Genomic DNA, 25056 nt, shown 5'->3' on the forward strand with positions numbered 1-25056 from the left:
CTCACTTGATTATAACAGTCAATGTTTTAGACAAACTATTGCCCTCTCCTTCCGTAATGGTAACTTCAAACTTATATGTGCCCGGACCACCCATCATTCCCATAAACCCTGTTACGTCCAATGCATATTCGGTATCACCGGCTGCCGGGCGCACTAATCCCACACCATCCAATATCTCTTTAATCGCATCCGTAGGAGTTACCAGATCGAATGGATTCTCCTTGCCTAATATGGCTTCCAATTCAGGAGCAATAATTTTCACCAATACTTTTGACAATCCGGCTTTAGCCTTTATAACGACTTTAACAGGGACACTACCGTCAGAAGCTTCCGCCTCTGTCATTTCAACAGGAGAATCAAGTCCATTACCAGTAACCGTAATTGCGTTATCATCTCCCGGCTCTTCCTCTCCTTCATCCGGATCGGGAGGTAAAGCGGGAGCTTCGATATCGATAACGGTATCCCGGTCGTGCATGGTGATATCGACAGTAATACCCGGTTTCAAGATTTGGTCTATAACAGAATCTACACTCATATCAATGCCTAAAACAACATTATATAAGGCATTCGGTTGAGCTTTCTCTATTTTGTGTTTGGATATGACATCCAAACCTTTGACAGTTGTTGCATTAACGGTTAATCGAATATTATCATTGGAACGAAAATAAGCCACACGCTGTTCTTTTTTATCTAAGGTGAGAGCACCAAGCCCATTCGTAACGATTGCGGCATAGTCATCTTTGAATACTTTCAGAAAATCCTCCGTATAATCGATATTTACTTTTGCATTTTGAAGGCTGCAATCCGTCTTGATCGAACTGACAACTCCCGGCTCTATCCGGCAAACCGTATCACCTACAAAATAAGGAGCATCAAAAGCCGCTTCATATAGTTTTCCCCATGTAGCCCGGACCGTGTACAAACCTTCCTTCAATAATAGTTCATCTGCATTCTGATACTCACGATAGGAATCAAAACTACGGACAACCGTACCTGTCGAATCGATGATCTCGATGCTGAAATCGTTCACATCAACGGTTGCCGCTACATCAGCTTTCGCTTTTGTCTCCTGCGTATCTGTTTCCGGATTCAGATTCAATTTAAGATCCAAAACGCCGGTAACAGCAGGGTCAACCGGTTCCTCTCCCGGATTTACGGGTTTCAATCCTCCGGTAAGTTCCTTTTTCATTTCGCAAGAAGTAAATCCTGCTAAAAGTGAAAACAAAATAATGATTGTATATGCCGCTACTCTCATATTATTTGTACTGATTTTACTGTAGGCGTTTCTTTGTAGGCATCCAATGTCACAATTAAATGATCTCCTGCTTTTAGTTTCTGTTCTACCCCATTTTCCAGATGTTTCAGATCACCTGCAAAATCTATACGTGTTCCAAACTCTTTTGCAGTGCCCGTCACATGCACTGTAAATAATTGGCTAACGGCAAAAAAGCCGGAACGTGTTTCTTGCTTTGTAAAAAGCAGCTCCGCTTTACTATTAGTTACCGTCACTTTAAAATCCGGATTGATCATACTGAGAAAAGCATCCGTGTATTTCAATGATACTTTAATACTTTGATGCGTACAATGCAGTTTCACTTCGGTAACGGTGTTTTCTTCAATTACGAATTTCTTTTGCCCGCGGTAACAGGGGCTATCAAAAGCTGCCTCCGAAAGATCCCCGGAAAAGGCTTCAGCGGTATAGGTTCCGACAGGTAATAATAAGGGTAACCCTTCTTTTTTCAATTCGGCAAAAGTGTCAAAATTCTGCTTTATCGGCAGCCCACTGACATCTTTGATTACAATATGGAAGGTATCGACATCTACGGTAGATGTCGATTTCATTATGACAGGAATGTCAGTTCCGCTCTTGGTGTCCATGAGGAGGGAGAGGGAGCCACGGCCTTCGGATGACTCAAAATCTTTCTGACAAGAAGATAAAAATATTGTACTAAAAACAAATATATAATAAATGATATTCATATACTATTCGTAAATTAATGATACATTATCAATAAATAATCTATTTCCTACATGTTCTGAACTGCGAGATATAGATGCTGTATCAACTTCTTCTTTTGTATTATCACCAGATATAAAAATGATACTTATACTTGTTGCTTTAAGAAAAAAAGAATAGTCTATATACAGCTTCTTTGATATATAAGAACTTTGAGCATCTCCACTAAAAATCTTTTCTCCAATCAATGTTTCATTATTTTTTAATATTATTTTCGCTATAAATTGATGTGTACCCTTTGGAATATATTTATAGTCAAAAGAAATAGCAGTGGGACGAGAAAAAAATGTATATCCATATTGGTAATCCAATCCTGAAACCTTTCCTAAAAACAATTGTCCAGGTGTAATATTTTTGATTGTAGAAATTGGAGCAGCAGCTGTCGTACCTTCTCCCCAACCTAAAGTTCTAATCTCTGCGGCATATACACCTGAAGATGCCTCTGTAGATTGAATTGTTCCGGAATTTGATTCATAAGCACAATATACATTATCCTGACTCGTTATGTTATTCAAAGTACACCAACCTTCTGTAGCTTCATCTTTGTTATTACGAGGATACCAATGTTTCCAAAAAGGACCTTTACCTCCCAAAGCAGCAAGCCCAGTTGCTTTCGGACCATCCACATAACTCCACTCTTCAAGATCCAACATCTTTTCCGACAAATACACCTCTTTTTCCGTCGTAAACGTCACCTCCCCCGAAACATGATTCCCATACTTCGCCCGCACTCTATACTGGGTTTCCGGCTTTAGTCCGGTTACAACAGCAGATGCGACATCATCTTTTATCGAGACTTCACCATCCATCCTGTCTTTTGCAATATCTTTCCATTGTCCATCTTCATATAACTGGAATAACAATTTATCGGCACTACCCGTTTTGGTTGTAGCCCTTAACACAGCGCGTTTAGCAAAAGCATCTCCATTTACCTCCGTATCTCCGTTCATTGACATTTCAAACTTAGGAGGAACCAAGTCTACAATAAATGTTTTTACATCTTCATAAGTCGTCCCTTCAAATTCCGTACGGGCAGTAAGTTCATATTCATATCGTTTGACATTATCATCATCTAATGTCAGAGCAGAAATCGCCTCTTTAAAATTCACAAAAGGAATAGAAGCACTTAAATCATATTTCACTCCATCAATAGAAGTTCCAGTTGTCAAATCATATTCCCGCATCGTTCCGGTTGCATCCGTAATCTTTAACAGGCAGGCTGAAAGTTCCTTACTTGATTGGATTGTCGCATTAAATTCAGGATCATTCTTCACACCATCATTATAAACAATTCCACCTTCTGTCACACGAATAATATCCGAACTGATAAAACCATCCGACAATAAAATTTTCGGGGCTACATCCGGTATCATCTTCACACTCAATGTCAGAGGGTTACTCACATGGGGGTTAACCAATGAATCTGTTACAATAAGCTGATAATTATAGACCTTCACCTCCGTTTTACCTGCTTCTATACGGGGAAGTTTTTCTATAACAGGAACAAAATCTAACAGCACCTGCTTTTTATGCCAAATATCAGGGAGATTAAAACCTTTACCAGTTAAAACGCCTTTATCCACATCATTCAGATGGGCAAGATCGTATTCCATCGGTTTTCCGTCATCCTCCCAAATAGATAACTTACAGTTTTCGATCGTCCCCGGAACATACATCTTGACATTCGCTTCCGTCACCTTATCCTTATTTCCCAAAACGATCGGATCTTCGTGTGCAAAACCATGAGATTCAAGCAAGGCTGCATCAACAGGCAGCATGTAATCCGGGATATAAATGTAAACAGGTTTTTCTTCCGTCTCATCATTAATCGTAATCTTCACCGTCAACCCCTGATCCGGACGTGTGTTCGGTGTAGAATTGAATGTCAGCCTCACATTATCCTTCGGCTTCACGGAAGGGATATTAACTGAATACTGCTTTACTTCACCGGTATCGGGCTTTACAGTCAGAATACCTTTCAAGTCCTCCCCGCCTGCATCCACCTGGAACCATCCGGGACGGACTTCATCCTGCACAAACTCAAGAGGTTCAGTAGTATGGGAAGTCTTAATCGAAAGCGTATAAGTCGGATAAACGACTTTAAAACTATCCGTATAAGCAACCGTCACCCTCGCATTGGCCAACGAGCAGGTTACATCCAGCTTTGTCGTCATATTTTCCTTAATTATGAAATCGGAGACACCCTCGAAGCGGGGAGCTTCGAAAGCAGCCGGTTTCAACTCACCCATAGAAGCGCGAATTTTATAATTACCACGTTCCAACTCTACCTGGTCAGGCATATCTTCATAATGCTCGAACGATGAAACTACAGTTTCTTCTTCTCCTTGCAGTATTTCTATTTGATATAAATCAGTATTGAGAAAAGGCTCTAAATCGGGTAAGACAGCTTTTGTTATTTCCTGATTGCCCTGAATGCCTGTAGTATCAGCAGAAAGTCCAAACTGCAATAAACCCGGATGTTCGAAAGCACCGACTTTATCAGAATCACATGAAAATATTAATATTGACAGAACGAGTACACTCCACACCAGAAATATCATTTTCTTTGCGGAGTATATCTTATAAAGATTTTTATCCTCCATATGCAGTCATCAGACTTAATAATACACCCTATACTATAAAATCGGTGCAAATTAACGACAACTCACAAATCTTCACAAGGTCTATTCATTCGATTATGTGTCCTATTTTTTATACTTTAGAAGGAAATACAAAGTAAAACTAACTGATTAATCGCACTAACAATCAAATTCGTGTCCTATTTCTCAAAATTCAAATCGTTTTTTCATAAAATCCACCTATCTTTGTAAAAGAGATAAAAAGATACAATATGGAAAACGACATTCCCAAAATAGACCTTCCCGAAGATTGGATCATCGGGAGCCTTTCGGCGGAAGATATTGGTTTGTTGAGCCTGTATGCCAACTATCCGTGCAGGTTGAAGGCGGAGATATTCGTGCTTTGCATGCAAGGGGAAGTCGAGGCTTCCATAAATCTGACGCGCTATCAGGTGAAGCCGGGCAGTTTTATCACGATCCTGCCGGGCACGATTTTACAGATTCATAAGGTAGAGGGAGATTTACAGATCTACTTTATGGGGTTTTCGTCCGAGTTCACCAACCATGCCAATATAGGCAAGTCAGCGATGGACATGCTCTATGTCGTAAAAGACTGCCCGATCGTCGAGCTAAAAGAACAGCCCGCCCAACTGCTCGAAGACTATTTCTCGTTGCTTGTCAAGACATACGGGTTCTGCGGTCCGAAGCTGAACAAAGATATCCTGAACCACCTGCTTTCAGGTGTGCTTCTCGGAGTGGGGGCCATGTACAGAGACAAGACATTGAACAAAACGAATATTTCCAAAGCGGAACAAATAAGCAAGAACTTCGGGCAATTAGTTATGAAAAACTACACCACGCAACGTTCCGTTGCGTGGTATGCCAAGAAACTCGGCATAACTCCGGCGCATCTCAGCACGATCGTCAAGCAGACGACCGACAAGACTTGCGTCGAGATTATCACTTCGATGGTAATCATGGATGCCAAGACACAATTGAAATCGACAAATCTGAGCATCCACGATATCGCCTATTCCCTGAACTTCACGAATATGTCTTTCTTCGGCAAATATTTCAAACGGCATGTGGGGATGGGGCCATTGGAATACCGGAACAGCTAAAGAAAAAGTGACAGGCGGAAAAGGCGCTCCGGGCAGCCGAAGGTGAAGCTACTTGCCTCTTTTCTCTTCAACTTTGAAATAGATGAAGCCAACAAGGGCAATAACAAATATACAAAAGCAAACAAAAACCATATTACTCATATTCAATCCTCCTATTTCTTTTTATGTGACTTCTTTATCTGTTTAACAGATGAAACATCCCTCAGCCACTTTCCAAACTCTTTTCTCATAGCAAATATAGGTATTATTTTAATTGGCAATCAGATTCATCCGTTTTATTTTTACATCCCCCATGTCTCCCGATCCAGGTTCCGATAGTTGATCGCTTCGGCCAAATGGCGTGCTTCGATATTCGGGGATGCTTCCAGGTCGGCGATCGTACGGGAGACTTTCAGGATGCGGTCGTAGGCACGGGCGGAGAGGTTGAGCCGCTGCATGGCGACCTTCAGTAAAGACAGGCCGGCGGTATCGGGGACGGCATATTCGTGGAGCAGCTTGGAGGTCATCTGTGCATTGCTGTAAATGCCTTTATGGCCGGCAAAACGTTTTTCCTGGATGGCGCGGGCTTTCATCACGCGCTCACGTATCGCTTCGCTACATTCGGAAGGGCGCTGTTCGGATATCTTTTCGAAAGGGACAGGCACGACTTCCACCTGGATATCGATACGATCCAGCAATGGCCCGGAAACGCGGTTCATATATTTCTGGACGGCGCCCGGAGAACAGAGGCAGGGACGGTCAGGATGGTTGTAATATCCGCAGGGACAAGGATTCATGGAAGCGACCAGCATAAAGTTGGCCGGATAATCGACTGAGAAGCGGGCACGCGAAACCGTTATCGTCCGGTCTTCCAAAGGTTGGCGCATGACTTCGAGCACGCTCCGGTTGAATTCGGGCAATTCATCCAAGAACAAGATCCCGTTATGCGCCAGGCTGATCTCTCCCGGCTGCGGGAAAGCACCGCCTCCAACCATCGCCACATTCGAGATCGTATGGTGGGGCGAACGGAACGGGCGTTGTGTCATCAGGGAAGTGTTAAGCCCGATCTTGCCGGCGACCGAGTGTATTTTGGTTGTCTCTAATGACTCCTGCAAGGTAAAAGGCGGTAAGATGGAAGGAAGACGCTTGGCAAGCATCGACTTGCCGCTTCCCGGCGGACCGATCAGGATCAGGTTGTGGCTGCCGGCTGCTGCGACCTCCATCGCGCGCTTCACATTCTCCTGTCCGCGCACATCCGAAAAATCCGCTTCAAACTGAAGCTGCCGGGCATAAAACTCTTCGCGGGTATTGACAACCGTCGGTTCCAGGTCCCGTTTTCCCGCAATAAACTCGATCACCTCCTTGATGGTCGAAACGCCGTACACTTCCAGGTTATTGACAACAGCGGCCTCGCGGGCGTTCTGTTCGGGAACGATAAAACCTTTGAACCCCTCTTCACGCGCCTTGACCGCGATCGGGAGGATCCCCTTCACCGGTTTCAGGCTTCCGTCCAACGAAAGCTCTCCCATCATCATGTACTGGCTAAGCCGGGAAGCATCCAGTTCTTCGGCCGCCGCAAGGATACCGATCGCAAGCGGCAGGTCATACGACGAACCTTCTTTCCGGATATCGGCGGGCGCCATATTGATCACAATACGGTTGCGGGGAAACCTGTAGCCACTTACCTGAAGGGCGGAGATAATACGCTCATGGCTTTCACGGACAGCCACATCGGGCAATCCTACCAAAAAGAATTGAATACCTTTCGTGCAATTTACTTCGATCGTAACGACCGTTGCCGATATGCCCTGTACGGCGGCAGCATAAGATTTGACTAACATAGTTAAGAATTTATGATTTCAGATTAATGATTTATAAATTAAGATTTAATGATTTACAGAGCCGGATTTATCATGATAAGGTTTTATTCCATAAATCACAAATCAATTAAGTTTTCCAACGTCTGCTTTATCTCGACTCCATTGTCCGTTTTCAAGATGATCTTCCCTTCTTCATCGATCAGGAAACAGCGGGGCAAGGCGCTTACGTTATACAGATCGACCAGCATGGCCGCCTGTCCGGCGGAATCGGTAACCAAATTCCAGTCGATGCTATCCTTTGCAATAACTTTCCGCACTCCGGCCTGGTCGTCGTCCAGGCTGATCAGCAACATATCCACTTTCTCTTTCGGATATTTCATTGCCACTTCATCCAAATAGAGGTCTTCCGTCTGGCACATATCGCACCAGGGAGCCGTAAACGCAAGCAGCAAATATTTCTTAGGAAAAGAATCCAGGCTGACAGGAGCCCCGTAAATGTTCTTCACATTGAAACCGGGCGCTTCAGCACCCAAAGCCGTCCTTTTTGCCCGCGTACTGTATTCCTGCAACTTCCGTACCAGATAAAAGTCATTCAGTTTCGGACTCAGCACAGCCAACAGTTCGTCCATTTGCCGGGTATCGTCAGGATGGTTGAAATAATGTTGTATCAATACGACGGAGGCTTCTTCATCCGGATATTTCTTAATGGCGGCGGCGGCCTCCTCGCTCAACAGATGGTTTACATTCGCCAGGCGTGAAGCCATATCCGTTTCCTCTATCGAGCTGTTGAGGTTTTCCCTATTCTTCTTATTCAGTTGACGGATCAGGTCAGCCTGTTCCTTCAACAAAGGAGCCATTTCTTTCTTTATCGCGGAAAGACGGTCATTGACCGATCCACCTTTGACACGCAACATGGCGGGATAATCGGCATCTCCGGTGATCGTCACCTTCTCGCCCTTATCCAGATAAGCCGTAACCCAATGCGTCTTATCAGCAAAGAAAATCGTCACTTCCCGAAAATCACCCTGTTTCTTTTCAATCAAAAATTCGCCCGGCCTCTCGCAAGTCACCGTATCTACAACTTTTATATCTTCATTCTCAAAAACGGCATATAAGGTCTGATCTTCCAGATTGGTAAGTTTCCCTTCTATCCGGTAAGCAATATCCCCGCCACACGATGACAAAGACACAATAATTCCTACGACCAGTAATAAACGTCTAATCATGTTATACCTCACATCCCACATTAACAGATAATTCGGGGTAAAGATAGGAATAGATTTTAAAACATCCTAACATTTATGCTAAAATTAATGTATATATATAAAAAAAGCGCAGAACCGAAGTCCTGCGCTTTTATATAGCCGTTATGTATGTTATTACAATTTCGGACCGGCAGCAACCAACTTCTTACCAGCTTCGTTGCCTGTGAACTTAGCGAAGTTCTTGATGAAACGGCCAGCCAGATCTTTTGCTTTTTCGTCCCACTGTGCAGGATCAGCATATGTATCGCGCGGATCCAGGATCTTCGGATCAACACCCGGCAATTCTGTCGGTACAACGAAATCGAAGTACGGGATAACTTTTGTCGGAGCTTTGTCGATAGAGCCGTCCAGGATAGCATCGATGATACCTCTTGTATCTTTGATAGAGATACGTTTGCCAGTACCGTTCCAACCCGTGTTAACCAAATAAGCCTTAGCACCGGTCATTTCCATCTTCTTAACCAGTTCTTCGCCGTATTTCGTCGGGTGCAGTGACAAGAAAGCAGCACCGAAGCAAGCGGAGAATGTCGGAGTCGGTTCAGTGATACCACGTTCCGTACCAGCCAATTTAGCTGTGAAACCAGACAGGAAGTAATACTGAGTCTGTTCCGGGTTCAGGATAGATACCGGAGGCAATACGCCGAATGCATCAGCAGACAGGAAGATAACCTGTTTTGCGTGCGGGCCTTTGGAAACCGGTTTAACGATGTTTTCGATGTGATAGATCGGGTAAGAAACACGCGTGTTTTCCGTTACGCTCTTATCAGCGAAGTCGATCGTACCGTCAGCAGCAACTGTAACGTTTTCAAGAAGAGCGTCACGTTTGATAGCGTTGTAGATATCCGGTTCGCTTTCTTTGTCCAGGTTGATAACCTTAGCATAGCAACCACCTTCGTAGTTGAATACACCTTCGTTGTCCCATCCGTGTTCGTCATCACCGATCAACAGACGTTTCGGGTCGGTAGACAAAGTTGTCTTACCTGTTCCGGACAGACCGAAGAAGATAGCGGAGCTTGTACCTTCTTTATCCGTGTTAGCGGAGCAGTGCATAGAAGCGATGCCACGCAACGGGTTCAGATAGTTCATGATAGAGAAGATACCTTTCTTCATTTCACCACCGTACCAAGTATTCAGGATCACCTGTTCTTTAGTCTTCAGGTTGAAAACAGTAGCAGTTTCAGAGTTCAGGCCTAATTCCTTGAAGTTTTCAACTTTAGCCTTAGCAGCGTTGAAAGAAACGAAATCAGGTTCTCCGTAGTTAGCCAGTTCTTCAGCTGTCGGGCGGATGAACATGTTAGTTACGAAGTGTGCCTGCCATGCTACTTCCATGATGAAACGTACTTTCAGGCGAGTTGCTTCGTTAGCGCCGCAGAAAGTATCGACAACGAACAGACGTTTGCCTGACAATTCTTTTACAGCTTTAGCTTTCAGATCAGCCCAAGCTTCTTCAGAACAAGGCTTGTTATCGTTTTTATATTCTTCAGAAGTCCACCATACTGAATCTTCGCTGGCTTCGTTCTTTACGAAAAATTTATCTTTAGGAGAACGGCCTGTGTAAACACCGGTCATCACGTTTACAGCACCCAGTTCAGTTACCTGACCTTTTTCAAAGCCTTCCAAACCCGGTTTTGTTTCTTCTGCGAACAGAACATCGTAAGACGGATTGTGAACGATTTCTTTCACATCTTTAATTCCGTACTTGCTTAAATCTAATGTAGCCATCTTGAAATTAATTTAATTGATTGACTTTATATAACTTTTCTCTCTACTCGATGTTAATACACAAGGCAAATCATCTCTATTTTCACTTGCTGTTCCCTCGCCTTGTTAATCGCGGTACAAAAGTAATACAAATTTTCATAGTACATACTGAATTAAGGAAATTTTTCAGTAATAATTATACTTTTCCATGCTGTTAACACCAAACACTACCATTTTGTAACATAGAGTTTGCAAATCAGGTACTTTTATCCAAAAACAGCATCATGTTTACCGGCATTCAAGTCCTCCATGATACGATGGAGCACGACAAGCAATGGAGGTAAATTATGTTTAATGATATCGGTTATAATCTCCGGGTCCACAGATAAATATTCATGAGATATAATATTCCGCATGGCAAAAACCTTACGCCAAGGAATTTCCGGATAATTGATCAACAATTTCTCCTTTGTTTCAGAGTCGATTTGTTTTAAGGTTTCACCTATAGTCTGTATTCTCATACAAGTGGCATCGTACAAATCGACACCATCCGGGGAACGGAGCAAATCGTCACAATCCGCTACGCCGGCTGTACGATCCAAAGCCAACTCAACCCGTTGTATAACAAAAAGAAACTTGTCTGTAATTTGATCTTTAAAGATAGATTGCATCCTGTTCTATTTTACGCCGAAACAAAGCACGCATTGTTTCATGCAAGGTTATTAAATCTACTTTTTGCCTGAAGAGTTGTTCCAGGTCATCTTTTATATCCATCAATGTGTAATAACTCGTTTTCCTTAATTTAATAAACACATCGATGTCACTCTTCTCATTCTGTTCGCCACGAGCCACGCTGCCGAAAAGGCCCAATGTCTCGATTCCGTACTTTTCTGCGGAACGGACCTTATAATCCTTCAGGATTTCTATGATTTCGGCAGTTGTCTTCATTGCTATACCCTTTTGTTTCACAAAGATAATAAGATTAAATAAGAAAAGCTGCAAACCCTTGCATCTTTTTTCAGGGTTTACAGCTTTCTTATTGCGGACCGGCTTATCGCCTTATTTTACTTCCCAGATTTCTCCGCTCATCAGATAATCCTGCAGGTTACGGATCGGGTTCTTGGCCTGGACATCTTCGATCTGCTGGTGCACGGCTTCATCGTAGGTCGGAGCATCCACATCGCGGATCACGCCGAGTGCGATCGGCATGTCTTCGCCCATCATGGCAAGCATCATGTGCAGGGTGTTATCCTTTTCATGTGCGTCATGCACCAGGACATCATCCAATGTATAACCATCCTGGCCGATTGTCACGGCTTTCAGTTTCAGGCCTTCCAAGACGATACCCTTTTCGTTGTCCTTGCCGAACAGCATCTTTTCGCCGTGGCGCAGGAAGATCGTACGGTCGGCACGAAATTCCTTGTCGACAATCTTTTTATGGATACCGTCGTTAAAGATCACGCAGTTCACCAGCACTTCGGTTACGGAAGCGCCTTTGTGGCGAGCGGAAGCAGCCAGCACTTCAGTCGTGTTCTTCAGATCCACGTCGATCACGCGGGCAAAGAAATTGCCGCGCGCGCCCAAAGCCAGTTCAGCCGGGATAAACGGATCTTCGACCGTTCCGTAAGGAGAACTCTTGGAAACGAAACCACGATCGGAAGTCGGCGAATACTGTCCCTTCGTCAGACCGTAGATCTTGTTGTTGAACAACACGATATTCAGGTCCACGTTGCGGCGCACGGCATGGATAAAGTGGTTACCGCCGATCGCCAGGCAGTCGCCGTCGCCGGTAATCAACCAGACACTCAGGTCGGGACGAGCCGTCTTCACGCCGGTAGCGATAGCGGCTCCACGTCCGTGGATCGTATGGAAACCGTATGTGTTCATATAATAAGGTAAACGGGAAGAACACCCGATACCTGAGATAACAGCCATATTATGAGGAGCCACTCCTACTTCGGCCATTGCTTTGTGCAAGCAGTTCAACACGGCATGGTCTCCACAACCCGGACACCAGCGTACATACTGATCGCTCTTATAATCTTTCGGTTGAAATTTTACTTCTTCAGTTGCCATCTTTTAAGCCTCCAATATTTTCGTGAATTCCTCAACTAATCTCGCTACAATAAAAGGTTGTCCCTTTACGCGGTTGAAACGGTACGGATTGAATCCGGCTACCCTGCCGCGCAGGTAGTTGGCAAATTGCCCGTTGTTCTGTTCGGCAACGACCACCTTCTTGTATTTGCCTAATACTTCAGCCGTGTTCTTAGGCAGCGGGCTGATGAACTTGAAGTGGGCCAGGGCGACTTTCTTTCCCTGTTCCTGCATGGTTTCCATCGCTTCGTAGAGGTGTCCGTATGTTCCGCCCCATCCGACGATCAGCAAGTCGGCATCGGGATCTCCGATCACTTCCAGTTCGGGGATAAAGTCGGCAATCTTGTCTATCTTGGCCTGGCGGGTAATAACCATCTTCTGGTGGTTGACCGGGTCTGTCGAGATAGCACTCGTTTCGTAGTCTTTTTCGAGACCGCCTAAGCGGTGGGCAAAGCCTTCGGTTCCCGGAACAGCCCAATAGCGAACCAGGCTTTCCTTGTCGCGGCGATATGCTTTCCACACTTTTTCGCCCGCATCGTAGTTGGAAACATAATTCGGTTTGATTTCCGGATATTCAGACAGGTCCGGCAGCTTCCATGCAGAAGAGCCGTTGGCGATGAAGGCATCCGTCAGCAAGATAACCGGAGTCATGTGTTCGAGAGCCAGTTTACCGGCCCAGTAAGCGGCATCGAAGCAGTCTGTCGGAGTCGAAGCGGCAATCACGACAACCGGGCTTTCGCCGTTACGCCCGTAAAGCGCCTGCATCAGGTCGGTTTGTTCGCTCTTGGTCGGCATACCCGTAGAAGGGCCGCCACGCTGCACGTCGATAACGACCAGCGGCAGTTCGGCAATCACGGCCAGACCGATCGCTTCGCTCTTCAACGCCAGACCGGGTCCGGAAGTGGAAGTTGCCGCCAGGCAACCGGCGAAGCTGGCGCCGATGGAAGTACAGATACCGGCAATTTCATCTTCCGCCTGAACGGTGATGACGCCAAGTTCCTTATGTTTCGACAGTTCATGCAAAATATCGGTAGCCGGAGTGATCGGGTAGCTTCCGAGGAACAGCTGCAAGCCGGCCTTTTCGGCAGCGGCGATCAACCCGTAGGAAGTAGCCTTGTTCCCGTTCACGTCGGTATAAAAACCAGGTGCGGCCTTCTTACTCTCGATACGGTAAGTGGAGACCGAAGCATGGATATTGTGCCCGTAGTTGTAACCGTCCGTCAGCGCCTTGATATTGGCCTGCGCGATAGCCGGTTTTTTGGCGAACTTGTTCTGCAACATGTGCATCGCTTCTTCCAGCGGACGTTCGAACAGCCAGCAGACCAACCCCAGTGCGAACATATTCTTACAACGGAGAGCCGACTTGTTGTCCAGGCCGAATTCAGCCAGGCCGTCTTTCACCATTGTCGAGATAGGAGCCGCCACGACCTGCACGCCGCCGAGCCCGAGTTCCTGGAACGGATCGTCAGTCGTAAACTGCGCCTTCTCCAGATCGCTCTTCTGGAACGAATCCGTATCGATCAAGACGATTGCATTGGATTTCAGGTTTTTCACATTCACTTTCAAAGCAGCGGGGTTCATTGCGACCAACACGTCCGCCTTATCACCGGGAGTAAAGATTTTACGGGACCCCAGATGAACCTGGAAACCTGATACGCCACTAAGTGTTCCTTGAGGAGCACGCACTTCTGCCGGATAATCGGGGAATGTAGAGATCTCATTCCCAAAAATAGCCGACAGATTGGAAAAGATTGTCCCGGTCAGCTGCATACCGTCACCGGAGTCTCCCGAAAAACGGATGACAACCTTTTCCAGAGTTGTTACTTTTGTCTGTTCTGCCATAATATACTTATATTAGCTTAATCGCTTATTGATATTTAAGATCGTCGCAAAGTAAAGAATAAACTTCGCGAGTTCAAAACTTTTAAGGGTTAAAACGCAGAGAGGTATAGATCGATATTATTCGACGATAGACCGAATCTATTGGAAACGTAGTTGTTAACGGGCTTCCCGCAGTACATGTAGACTCCGTTCTTGAATCCCGGATCGCTCTTGATCATCCCTTGCACGGCACCGGCGTCGCCCAGCTGGAAAAGCATCGGGACGAAAATGTTGCTCAAGGCCATCGAAGTGGTACGCGCCACACGGTTGCTGATGTTCTGCCGGCAATAATGCAACACGCCGTACTGTTCGAAAACAGTCGGATCGGACGGACAGAGGCAACAGGTCGTCTCGAAGCAACCTCCCTGGTTGATCCTGAGATCGATGACCAGTGCGCCGCGCTTCATGGTACGGATCATATCTTCGGCGATGATATACCGGTGACGCGTATTGATATAACGCATCGCCCCGATCACCACGTCGGCACTGCGGAAAGCGTTTTGCAGCACATTCGGATGGAAAGTGGAAGTGAACAAGCCTTGCCCCAACACCTGCTGGATGGTCCGGAGCTTGTTTATATCGTCGTCGAACACTTTCACGGAAGCGCCCAGCGCCATAGCGGCACGGGTGGCGACGGTTCCGGCATTACCGGCCCCGATGATCACGACCTCGGTCGGTGAAACGCCCGGAATACCTCCCAACAAGATGCCTTTCCCGCCTTGCGTATTGCTCAGCAGCTCGGAAGCGATCGTGATGGAAGCGGTTCCTTCGATCTCGGAGATCACGTTCAGCACCGGACAGCGTTGCCTTTCATCCGCCAGCAACTCGTATGCGACGGCCGTAATCCGTTTAGCCATCATCAACTCGAAGGCTTCATGCGAGAAGGTATTGAACTGGACGGTCGAAAACAGCGTGGTGCGCGGCTTCATCATCATCACCTCGGCGGTAAGCGGCGGCAGGATCTTCAGGATGATGTCCGCCTGATACACTTCGGCCGCCGTCGCCACGATCTCGGCTCCCGCTTCCGAATAATGGTTATCGGAGTAATTGATCCCCAGGCCCGCACCGGCTTCCACCAGGACGCGATGCCCGCGGTCGGTCAGCATGTCGACCGCTTCGGGAGTCAGAGCCAGACGGCGCTCTCCTTCCACCCGTTCACAGGGAATACCTATCAGCTGGCGATTGCTCACCTTGCTGAGTTCTTTCAATAACTCCTGGGGGATATAAGCTCCCTGCCCTTGTCTGTCCATAAACTTAATCGTGTTGCCAGTTCTTGTGATATTTCATGTACATCCTGATCGGTCATCATCTCTTCCGCCTTGAACACAATCGCCGCCTTCGAATAGAAAGGCTCCCTTTTCTCCAGGCTTTCGGCGACGAAGGCTTTCAGTTCGTCGCCTGTACGGCCTTTCAACACCGGGCGGGTGGATTTGCAGAGTTCCAGGCGCTTCGCCAGTTCGTCTACCGAAACCTTGAGGTAAACGGTCTGCCCGGCCTCGTTCATAAACTCCATGTTATCGAAAAAACAGGGAGCGCCGCCTCCGGTCGAGACCAGGACATCTTCAAAAGTAGCGACTTCGCGGAGCATCCTCCGTTCGATATCCCGGAACGCCTCTTCCCCTCTCTCGGCAAAAAGCTGGCCGACGGTCCTATGGTAACGGCCTTCTATATAATGGTCCAGATCGATAAACGAGAGTCCCAACTGCCGGGACAGCACCTTTCCCACAGTGGTTTTTCCGGCTCCCATATATCCAATCAGAAATATACGCTTCATATCTATATGATTGTTTCCTGCAAATGTAAACTTTTTCCGTTAAGAAGTCCTGTTTTGTGCCGGATAAATTTTATCTTTGGCCGCATGCTTCTTCGATTACGTGCCCAACGATTTGCCTGTCGACAATTGTCGGCAAGCCTGCCGATGATTGTCGACAAGTCTGCTGACAACTGTCGACAGGTTTGCTGACAATTGTCGACAAGCGATTAGATGCGGGGAAAAACGAACTTATCCGGCAAGCCGGAAGCATTTTCCCGAAGGAGAAGATCGATTTCCTACAAGGGAAGGAGAAGTCGGACAAAGACTTATTTAAACAGAGAGCAATGGCAAGAAACAAATATTATGTAGTATGGAAAGGCATCACTCCGGGCGTATATGACAACTGGGACGAATGCAAGGCGCAGGTGGACAAGCAGGACGGGGCGAAATACAAGTCGTTCGAAACCGAAGAGGAGGCGGCAAAAGCTTTCGAGAAAGGATACGAGCATTATCTGAAAACCGTTTCTTCCGCCAAAGCGGCTGCGAGCCTGGCACCGAAAGCTCCGGTCGGGAAACCGATCTGGGAAAGCCTTTGCGTAGACGCTGCTTGTAGCGGGAATCCGGGAGACATGGAATACCGGGGCGTTTATCCGCCCACCATGCAAGAGATCTTCCGGATCGGGCCGTTAAAGAAAGGGACGAACAACATCGGCGAATTCCTGGCTTTGGTGCACGGACTCGCCCTGCTGAAGCAGAAAGGAAGCAGCCTGCCGATCTACTCGGACAGCCGGAACGCCATCGGCTGGGTAAAAAAGAAGAAATGCAAGACACTCTTGGAGCGCGTGCCGGAGAACGAGCCGGTCTTCGACCTGATCGAACGGGCGGAAAAATGGCTCAATACCAACACCTACACGACCCCTATCCTGAAATGGGAAACTTCGGAATGGGGAGAGATCCCGGCGGATTTCGGACGGAAATAAATTGGGCAGGAAAGTATTCTATCCCTTATAACCGGTCGTCTACCCAAGCCGGATCAAGGCAACCTTTCACATCATATACCACACTGTGCTCCTTCGCCAGCGCCGGAATGTCCAGTGACAGGAAATCGGCATGGGCGACCGCCAAGACGACAACGTCGAACTTCTTTTCCGGCAGGGCGGACAGGACTTCCAAGCCATATTCGCGCCGTACGTCTTCCGGACGCGCCCAGGGATCATAGATCGTCACGTTGATACCGTAATCACCGAGGTAACGGACGACATCGCCGACTTTGGAGTTGCGCACGTCGGGGCAGTTTTCCTTAAAGGTAAAGCCTAAAACCAACGCTTCGGCATTCCGTACCGGAACATCTTTCTTGATCATGCACTTCACGACGCGACCGGCAATATATTCGCCCATCGTATCGTTGATACGGCGTCCATACAGGATCAATCCCGGATGGAAACCATAATCCTGCGCCTTGCGGATCAGGTAATAAGGATCGACACCTATGCAATGTCCACCGACCAGGCCGGGCTTGAAAGGCAGGAAGTTCCATTTCGTTCCGGCCGCCGCCAGCACTTCGTTCGTATCGATACCGATCAGATGGAAAATCTTCGACAGTTCGTTCATAAAAGCGATGTTGATATCGCGCTGGGAGTTCTCGATCACTTTGGCAGCCTCCGCCACTTTGATACTGGAAACCGGGAATGTCCCGGCCTGGATGACCGATCGGTACAGGGCGTCGACCTTCTCAGCAGCTTCGGGCGTGGAGCCGGATGTCACTTTCATGATCTTCTCTACCGTATGTTCCTTGTCTCCCGGATTAATACGCTCCGGCGAATATCCGGCAAAGAAATCGCGGTTGAAAACCAACCCGGACGTTCTCTCTAAGATAGGAACGCATTCTTCTTCCGTGATTCCGGGACAGACGGTCGATTCATAGATAACAATATCGCCTTTGCCTAAAACCTTTCCCACCGTCTCACTCGCCGAATACAAGGGCGTCAGGTCAGGACTGTGATGCAAGTCGACCGGCGTAGGAACCGCCACTATATAATAATTGCACCCGCGGAGCTGTTCCGCATCGGACGTACAAAACAACCCCGTCTCGCCTCCTTCCGGCAGCCGTGGCAGCAGCACGGACTTCAACAATTCGTCCGATACCTCCTGCGTCGCATCCCGCCCTTCCATCAAGGCAGCCACCCGCTCCCGCTTCACATCATACCCGACCACCGGATAACGCGTCGCAAACAACCGCGCCAACGGCAAACCGACGTATCCGAGGCCGATAATGGCAAGTTTGATATTTTCCATAACCAATATTCCTGTACAAAGATGCACAAATGTAATGATTAATTGTTTTCTTCCATCACTTGGTGGTAAACTAACTCCGTCTGTTCGGCTGTTTTTTGCCAGGAATATCGCTTCAGGCGTTCTTTGCCGGCTTGAATCAAAGCAGTACGTTCACCGTCCGAATCCAATAAGCTTGAAATCGTTTCATAAATCGAATCGACCGACTCCGGTTCAAAATATGCACCAGCTTCACCCGCTATTTCCGGGAAACAGCTGGCATTGCTCAATGCAACCGGACAATGATTCGCATAAGCTTCCAATATCGGAATGCCAAAACCCTCATACAAGGATGGGTAAACAAAAAGCAAAGCTTGCCTGTAAAGTTGCCCCAGATCATCTGTGCCCGTTTGCATGACCTGTATCCGGTTTGCGACCTTCAACTCTTGACAATGCAGCCATTCTCTTTTTTTAAACGGTTTGCCGACGCAAATAAGATGCAGTGAATCGTCTTTCTCCGCCAATAATTTAAATGCAAGCAAGAAACGTTCGAAATTCTTATATCCGCTCCGTGCTCCCACATATAATAGATATCGCTCCGGAAGAATCAAATTATCCGTATTTTGCCGAAACTCCCCTACACCATGATAAATAACCGTTATATTTTGAGGTTCTATATCATAAAACCTTAAAATATCCCGACGCGTATTTTCGCTTATGGCGATAATGCGAGATGCACTTTCGATGGTTTTCTTTTTCCATGCAATCATAAGATCTGCATTGGGGAACAAATGCGGAAACAGTTCATGGTTCATGTCGTGTACCGTTAGGACAAAAGGTTTATGCCCTATTTCAGACAGGAAATAAGGATTATAATAAGTCGGATGAAACAAATCGTATTGACCAGCTCGTATCTCCCGGCAGCTAAACTTGCGATTCAATGATTTTATCGGTCCGTTAAACCACTTATAAGGAAGAGTGGCAACTTGGAAGCGGCATCTCTCTCCGACATAATAATTGTTTGACAGGAGCAAAGACAAGCGAATGTCCACATTGACCGATCGAATCAATTCATGGAAATAATTCGAGATTCCCCCAAAACGTTGCATTTCAAACGCTTGGTGATCATACAACACACATCCTTTTTTCATTTTAAACGCCTCCTTCTCAATCGTTCATAATTTTTTTCACGCAACTTCCTCACACACGAATCTGGCAAGGATGCATAGAAAGCCTCCTTGAGTTTGACTGACATATATTTACACACGTATTTCAGTTTCCATATCACAGTCTTGTCTATGCCCTTTATCTGAGCATATTCACGGTTGACCTTTAGCCGGTTTAAAGAAGAAGCACCTTCCTCGGATTCGAAGATAGCCACAGGAAAGGCCATGTATTCGAACTTCTTCTTTTTCAAATAGCAATAATAAAAGAAATCATAATCAGCAGCCAAGCGATAACGAGTATCAAAAGGGTGAAGTTGCATTTCTTTTGTCCTAACAAATGCCGACTGATGACAAAACGCCATCTTCTTTTGCAAATAATCCAACGGCTTAGGACGCATCTCAACATCACCGAAAGCCAAGTGCAGAACCGTATCGCCATACACGATGCTATAGGCTTCCGGAACAGGACTCCCGAAGATGCGGCTTAAGACATGGCAATCATAAAAACGATCTCCCGCATTCATAAAATTAATCCATTCTCCACTTGCCAGTCGGATTCCTTTATTCATGGCATCATAAATACCATGATCAGGCTCACTAACCAAATGAAAACGATAGCCTTTTTCTCTAAACAAAGGAGCCAGCCGTTCTATTTCTTCTGTTGTCCCATCCTTCGAGGCTCCGTCAATTACTATATACTCGACAAACGGATAATTTTGTTCGAGAACAGACCTCATGGTCTGTTCGATTACCTGCCGGCAGGTATAGCAAACGGTAATAACCGAAACCCAAATCTGGCCTTCTTTTCCCATAATTCACGCTACTCATTGTTATATGTCGCTTCATGTATGAACCGACAACAAACATCAATATCAAATCCACGTTCCCGAGCATATGCCTCTCCCATTATTTTACACCATCCATCTTTTACAGGTAAACGTTCAAAGTTTCGACATCCTTCTTCAATACCGACTTTCCGGAAACGAATCCGGTTTAAATCAATGATTTCGACTTTCACGCCTCCATCCGTTTCCTTAAACAGTATATTTCCACGAGAATAATCCTTATGCAAATAACCATGTTCATGCATGGCAGCTGTCGTACGGGCAATCGCACGAAGTATTTGTTCTTGACCAGAAAAATTGGTTTTCACCAAATCGTAATAAGTATACGGGCATTCGGATTTTAGGCTAACATAATAGCTACGTGTAAACAACAACCCGGACCGTTCAGTATAATAACCCACCGGCTGAGGCGTTCCGATTCCGGACTGCAACAACATCTCTGCATATTCATATGAACGCTGCGCCTTGGAGGGACGAAACAAACCATAAACGATCCGATTAATCAAATTCGGCTTACGAAAAGATTTTACTACTAAATCCACCCCTTTATATCTGAACTCACGCAATTCATTACGTCCTTTATAAATAACTCTTCCTTCACCATTCTTGAAATAGACAGGAAGAACTTTTACAAAAGAGGTAAAGTCTGCGTACGCTTCATTTACAAATACGACACGGGGATGAAATATTCGATATATTTTATTTATCAACTTCGACCAAGTCCTCCTATACCTTAGAGGGCCGCCCAATTCCCGCTCGAAAAACTCAGGATGACGTTTATTCAAGATGTCTATCACATGTTTTTTCAGTGAACGATCCGTTACACGTTTAGAACTGTTTCTTATCCGGTAGTGTAAAGATATGTCTGGAAGCTTTACCACCTTACCACCATCCTTCAATACCGATATCCAAAACTCCCAGTCCTCACGGGCAATAATTTCCTCACAATATCCATTTACCCGTTTCCAATCCGACTTCCTGTATAAAGCACAAGTATCCATGATATTCTTCCGTGCCAATAGGTTTAAGGAAAAAGGAGGTAAAACCCATTCTCCGGAACGATCACCAAAAAAGTCGGCACGCGGACTCACGACTTTTATATCTTCATCCTGTATAATTATTTCAACAGCCTTACGGATAAAATCCGGAGTAATAGTATTGTCCGCATCAATCGGAAGAATCAACTCCCCTTCCGCCAATGCTATTGCATGGTTGCGGGCAGCACAAGCTCCGGCGTTCGGTTGAGTGTGGACTTTTACCCGTGGATCTTTCCGAGCATACTCTTTTGCAATTTCCAACGAAGCATCTTTTGAGCCGTCGTCCATAACGACCACTTCAAAGGATGGATAGTCCGAAGCTAACACCGAGTCGAGCGTTTCATCCAGATATTGCTCCATGTTATACACGGGCACGATTACCGAAACCAATGGCAAATGTTCCATAAAGCCAATCAGATTTTATCGAGCCCTTTTGTAAACTTCAACCAGTAATACTTCAAGGGATTCTTATATTTAAGTTGTTTCCACGGACGGCTGCCATGCGGGCGATGCCACACGGTCAACGTTGTAAACAGGTAGTTTGTGAAACCTTTTTCCAGAGAACGATGCGAGATCGTCACATCGTGCCAGTTCTTTTCAGGATCCAGTTGATGGAAATCAAAAGCCTTCAAGAAAGACACGGTCAACAAGGAACAACAAAAGCTCAAATGCTTTTTCTCGGGAAAGACTTTGCCCTCCTTGCCTTTGGCATATAAATACGGATAATTGATATTCTCCCGTTCGTCGACCGTTACGGCGGCGGCAATTCCACAATCCGGACGCATCAAAGCGCCATCGAACAGCGACTGCAACGTATGCTTCTTTACGATCACGTCCGATTCGACGATCAAAAGCCCGGCATCGGCGGCAATCGCTTTTTGCTGTGCAGTCTGAAGGATCAGAAGATAGTTGGGAGAAGGATGATCGGTCAGGTCTGACAGGTTAATCAGTTCGAAGCCCATCTTCTCGGAGGCTTCACGAAGACGCGCCGTATTTTCATCCGTGCTGAAATCATTATATACATAATAATGATAAGGAATAGCAAAGTCGGATGAGAGGATCGACTCAATTGTCTGTAAAGTCAACTCTATCGAATCTTTCACCGGGGTAATGATATGTAATTGTTTCATTTTCCTTCTTTTTTAATTTCACTCTCTGAATCTATATTTACAGCCTGCATTGTTCTTCCAGGACGGCTTGCACACGGGACACGATCTTTTCTGCCGGTAACTGCGTCAAACAGGCCCAGTCTCCCCTGGAGCATTCTTTCTGTCCGAACTGCGAACAGGGACGACAAGGCAACGGCAACTCGATCACATCTTCCGGACGTTGCCGATAGCCATAGAAGCCGGTATAAATATGTGTCGCTCCCCAGACGGACAATACGCGAGTTCCAACTAACGAAGCGAAATGCATATTCGCCGAATCCATGCTAAGCAACAAGTCCAACTGACTAATTAACGCCAATTCATTATCAAGCGTATATTTACCCACCACATTCTTTACACGCGGATAGCGATAAGCCCAATCCTCCAGCACCGCCTCTTCATATCCTTTCGCTCCGAACAAGAATAAAGTCAGATCCTCCCTTTTAGAAAGAGTAGCCACGACCTGCTCCATTTCATCGATCGGATATACTTTGCCCTGATAACGGGCAAAAGGAGCAATACCCAACCATTTCCCGGTCTTGACTCCGGCAATAGCTTCCATTTTCGACAAATCCGCCGGTCGTGATTCATACAAAGAAGCAAAAGATTCGGTATAGGCCAATCCTGCTGCACGGAACACGTCGGCATACCGTTCGATAACGGTAGGCAGCGGTTCCAGCTTCTTATTTTCCCTGCGCATAAGCGGAGGATATCTTTTCCTGATTTTATCCAGAACGTAGATAGGTTTGCCTTTCAACCGAAAAGCGGCACAGATAATCCAAGTCCGGATCACATCCTGCAAATCCAGGACAATGTCGTAATCGAACTTCACCAAAGCGGAGGTAAACCGCAAGAGGCCGACCAGCGTTTTCTCCGCCCCTTTAGTACTGATGCCTATCACTTCCAGATTAGGCGGCCGGTTCATGAATACCGGCATCATAAACGCCTGCGTCAGCACCGTAAACGAATCTTGCGGATTAGCTTTGGCTGCGGAATAGATGACCGGAAGAGTCATCGCCACGTCGGCGATCGCAGCGAGTCGTATCACTAATATCTTTGCCATTTATTTTTTATCGTACATTTTCATTTGCTTATAGACCTTCATATGTTTACGTCCGGCTTTGATATCCGCCAACAATTGATCCAAAGCGATGGAAAGGTCTTTTTTTTGTTCTAACAGGATTTCCAGCTTCTTTTCGCATTTTGCTTTATGTTCGGAAGTAACATCCGATGCTTCTGTTTCCTGCCGCATATGATAGATTTTCAAAATCAGGATAGAAAGGCGATCTATTGCCCAGGCAGGGCTTTCCGTGTTAAAGGTGGCATCCGGCTGCACCTTCACGTTTTTGTATTGATCAAGAAAGAAACTGTCGATTAGTTCCACCAGGTCTGTACGATCCAAGTTTGATTTATCGATACGGCGGATGATCGCCAAAGCTTCGGTTGGTTCGACTGAAGTACTTCGAACGAGATCCTCCAGATGCCACTGCACCGCATCAATCCAGTTTTTCAGATAGAGATAAAACTCGATACTCTTCACCTCATAAGGATTATGTACCGTAGCATCTATATGGTTAGTGACATGATATGCATTCGTAGCCTGCTCAAAAACCAGGCAACACTTCTCGCTGAAACTCATACAGTTCAATTTACTTAGTAAATACAGACGTACAAAGATAGCAAGTTTTTTTATCCTTTCAGCATATAGCCTTTTTTTGTCAGGGAAACGATGCCTGTCGAGGGGTCGTTATGCAAGGCTTTGCGGAGGTAGGTGATCTGCACGTTTAATGCCAAGGAGTTGGCGTAAGAGGCATTTCCCCATACGGCAGAGAGGATTATTTCGCGATCTATCGCGACATTCGGATTACGGGCGAGGATGCGGAGTATTTCCGCCTGCCGGGAAGTGATCAGGGTTTTACTGTTCCCTGTCCGGATCTCGTTGGTAGAATAATCGAAGGCTGTATTTCCGAAGCGATAGATTTCTTCGGCTACTTCCACCTCGGTGTTTGCTTCGAAACGTTCCCGGATTCGTGCTAACAGTTCTTCCGGATAGAAGGGTTTGGCAAGATAGTCGTTCCCCTTGAGGCTGAAACCTTTCAGGCGGTCGGTTTTGTCCGAACGGTCGGACAGGAAAAAGATCAGGACATGACGGTCTGTTTCCCGTATCTTTTCAGCCACTTCAAAACCGTTCAAACCCGGCATATTGATATCCAAAAGGACCAGGTCGGGCAGGACGACCGGAAACTGTTCAAGAGCCATCGTCCCGTTTCCGGTATAAGTCACGTCGTAGCCTTCTTTCTCCAGGAAACGTTTCAGAAGAAGGGAATATTTCAGGTCGTCGTCAGCAAAAAGTATTTTTAAAGGTGTCGCCATATCGTT

22 protein-coding genes are annotated in these 25056 nt (G+C 46.2%); 2 read left to right on the plus strand and 20 right to left on the minus strand.

Translation table 11 applies throughout. From position 1 onward, the window contains the following. Nucleotide 1: 1 nt before the first annotated feature. The 3 genes from H8S65_RS06465 to H8S65_RS06475 form a co-directional block, all read right to left on the minus strand. Nucleotides 2–1189, minus strand: coding sequence for a DUF4493 domain-containing protein (locus H8S65_RS06465; RefSeq protein WP_186929179.1), 1188 nt, complete (start codon nt 1187–1189; stop codon nt 2–4). 62 nt (nt 1190–1251) lie between these two features. Next, the gene (locus H8S65_RS06470) at nt 1252–1980 is read right to left on the minus strand and encodes a DUF4493 domain-containing protein (RefSeq protein ID WP_186929180.1); all 729 of its coding nucleotides are present in this window, start codon (nt 1978–1980) and stop codon (nt 1252–1254) included. A gap of 3 nt (nt 1981–1983) precedes the next feature. Continuing rightward, entirely contained in the window at nt 1984–4620 is a 2637-nt protein-coding gene (locus tag H8S65_RS06475; protein WP_186929181.1) for a DUF4493 domain-containing protein, read from the minus strand. Between the two features lie 248 nt (nt 4621–4868). Between H8S65_RS06475 and H8S65_RS06480 the strand changes: the two genes are divergently transcribed. After that, entirely contained in the window at nt 4869–5717 is an 849-nt protein-coding gene (locus H8S65_RS06480; protein WP_186929182.1) for an AraC family transcriptional regulator, read from the plus strand. 281 nt (nt 5718–5998) lie between these two features. Here the strand turns inward: H8S65_RS06480 and H8S65_RS06485 are convergent, their stop codons facing one another. The 9 genes from H8S65_RS06485 to H8S65_RS06525 form a co-directional block, all read right to left on the minus strand. Further along, complete coding sequence (locus H8S65_RS06485; RefSeq protein WP_186929183.1) at nt 5999–7537, minus strand: YifB family Mg chelatase-like AAA ATPase; 1539 nt, start codon at nt 7535–7537, stop codon at nt 5999–6001. 95 nt (nt 7538–7632) lie between these two features. Next, entirely contained in the window at nt 7633–8742 is a 1110-nt protein-coding gene (locus H8S65_RS06490) for a TlpA disulfide reductase family protein (RefSeq protein ID WP_255489054.1), read from the minus strand. A gap of 153 nt (nt 8743–8895) precedes the next feature. Beyond that, nucleotides 8896–10503 (minus strand): phosphoenolpyruvate carboxykinase (ATP), encoded by a 1608-nt coding sequence (gene pckA, locus H8S65_RS06495; RefSeq protein WP_186929185.1) that lies wholly within the window; start codon nt 10501–10503, stop codon nt 8896–8898. Nucleotides 10504–10748: 245 nt separating this feature from the next. Beyond that, nucleotides 10749–11153 carry a HepT-like ribonuclease domain-containing protein gene (locus tag H8S65_RS06500; protein WP_186929186.1) on the minus strand — a complete coding sequence of 135 codons (405 nt, stop codon included), beginning with the start codon at nt 11151–11153 and terminating at the stop codon, nt 10749–10751. Further along, nucleotides 11137–11430: a nucleotidyltransferase family protein gene (locus tag H8S65_RS06505; RefSeq protein ID WP_186929187.1), complete on the minus strand. Its 294-nt coding sequence runs from the start codon at nt 11428–11430 to the stop codon at nt 11137–11139. The genes H8S65_RS06500 and H8S65_RS06505 overlap by 17 nt, the downstream gene beginning before the upstream one ends. A gap of 111 nt (nt 11431–11541) precedes the next feature. Continuing rightward, nucleotides 11542–12558, minus strand: a complete 1017-nt coding sequence (locus H8S65_RS06510) for a 2-oxoacid:ferredoxin oxidoreductase subunit beta (RefSeq protein ID WP_186929188.1) — start codon at nt 12556–12558, stop codon at nt 11542–11544. A gap of 3 nt (nt 12559–12561) precedes the next feature. After that, entirely contained in the window at nt 12562–14418 is a 1857-nt protein-coding gene (locus H8S65_RS06515; protein ID WP_186929189.1) for a 2-oxoacid:acceptor oxidoreductase subunit alpha, read from the minus strand. 89 nt (nt 14419–14507) lie between these two features. Beyond that, nucleotides 14508–15707 carry an alanine dehydrogenase gene (locus H8S65_RS06520; RefSeq protein ID WP_186929190.1) on the minus strand — a complete coding sequence of 400 codons (1200 nt, stop codon included), beginning with the start codon at nt 15705–15707 and terminating at the stop codon, nt 14508–14510. After that, nucleotides 15662–16231, minus strand: a complete 570-nt coding sequence (locus H8S65_RS06525) for a shikimate kinase (RefSeq protein WP_186929191.1) — start codon at nt 16229–16231, stop codon at nt 15662–15664. Before H8S65_RS06525 ends, H8S65_RS06520 begins: the two co-directional genes overlap by 46 nt. 323 nt (nt 16232–16554) lie before the next feature. Between H8S65_RS06525 and H8S65_RS06530 the strand changes: the two genes are divergently transcribed. After that, nucleotides 16555–17190, plus strand: coding sequence for a ribonuclease H1 domain-containing protein (locus H8S65_RS06530; protein WP_186929270.1), 636 nt, complete (start codon nt 16555–16557; stop codon nt 17188–17190). A 25-nt stretch (nt 17191–17215) separates the two neighbouring features. On the opposite strand, the gene H8S65_RS06535 is transcribed toward H8S65_RS06530, so the two are convergent. From H8S65_RS06535 to H8S65_RS06570, 8 genes are read right to left on the minus strand one after another with little or no spacing between them, the layout of a single operon-like run. Beyond that, nucleotides 17216–18505, minus strand: a complete 1290-nt coding sequence (locus tag H8S65_RS06535) for a nucleotide sugar dehydrogenase (RefSeq protein ID WP_186929192.1) — start codon at nt 18503–18505, stop codon at nt 17216–17218. Nucleotides 18506–18543: 38 nt separating this feature from the next. Beyond that, nucleotides 18544–19632: a glycosyltransferase family 4 protein gene (locus tag H8S65_RS06540; RefSeq protein ID WP_186929193.1), complete on the minus strand. Its 1089-nt coding sequence runs from the start codon at nt 19630–19632 to the stop codon at nt 18544–18546. Continuing rightward, nucleotides 19629–20459, minus strand: coding sequence for a glycosyltransferase family 2 protein (locus tag H8S65_RS06545; protein WP_186929194.1), 831 nt, complete (start codon nt 20457–20459; stop codon nt 19629–19631). Before H8S65_RS06545 ends, H8S65_RS06540 begins: the two co-directional genes overlap by 4 nt. Before the next feature lie 8 nt (nt 20460–20467). After that, nucleotides 20468–21934: a glycosyltransferase gene (locus tag H8S65_RS06550; RefSeq protein ID WP_186929195.1), complete on the minus strand. Its 1467-nt coding sequence runs from the start codon at nt 21932–21934 to the stop codon at nt 20468–20470. Between the two features lie 8 nt (nt 21935–21942). Beyond that, nucleotides 21943–22659 (minus strand): glycosyltransferase family A protein, encoded by a 717-nt coding sequence (locus H8S65_RS06555; RefSeq protein ID WP_186929196.1) that lies wholly within the window; start codon nt 22657–22659, stop codon nt 21943–21945. 37 nt (nt 22660–22696) lie between these two features. Then, nucleotides 22697–23740, minus strand: a complete 1044-nt coding sequence (locus H8S65_RS06560) for a glycosyltransferase family 9 protein (RefSeq protein ID WP_186929197.1) — start codon at nt 23738–23740, stop codon at nt 22697–22699. After that, entirely contained in the window at nt 23741–24316 is a 576-nt protein-coding gene (locus tag H8S65_RS06565; RefSeq protein ID WP_186929198.1) for a DUF4254 domain-containing protein, read from the minus strand. A 50-nt stretch (nt 24317–24366) separates the two neighbouring features. Further along, on the minus strand, nt 24367–25050 hold the full coding sequence (locus tag H8S65_RS06570; RefSeq protein WP_186929199.1) for a response regulator transcription factor: 684 nt from the start codon (nt 25048–25050) through the stop codon (nt 24367–24369). Nucleotides 25051–25056: the final 6 nt, after the last annotated feature.

The sequence above is a fragment of the Parabacteroides hominis genome (assembly GCF_014287585.1).
Taxonomy (GTDB): Bacteria; Bacteroidota; Bacteroidia; order Bacteroidales; family Tannerellaceae; genus Parabacteroides; species Parabacteroides hominis.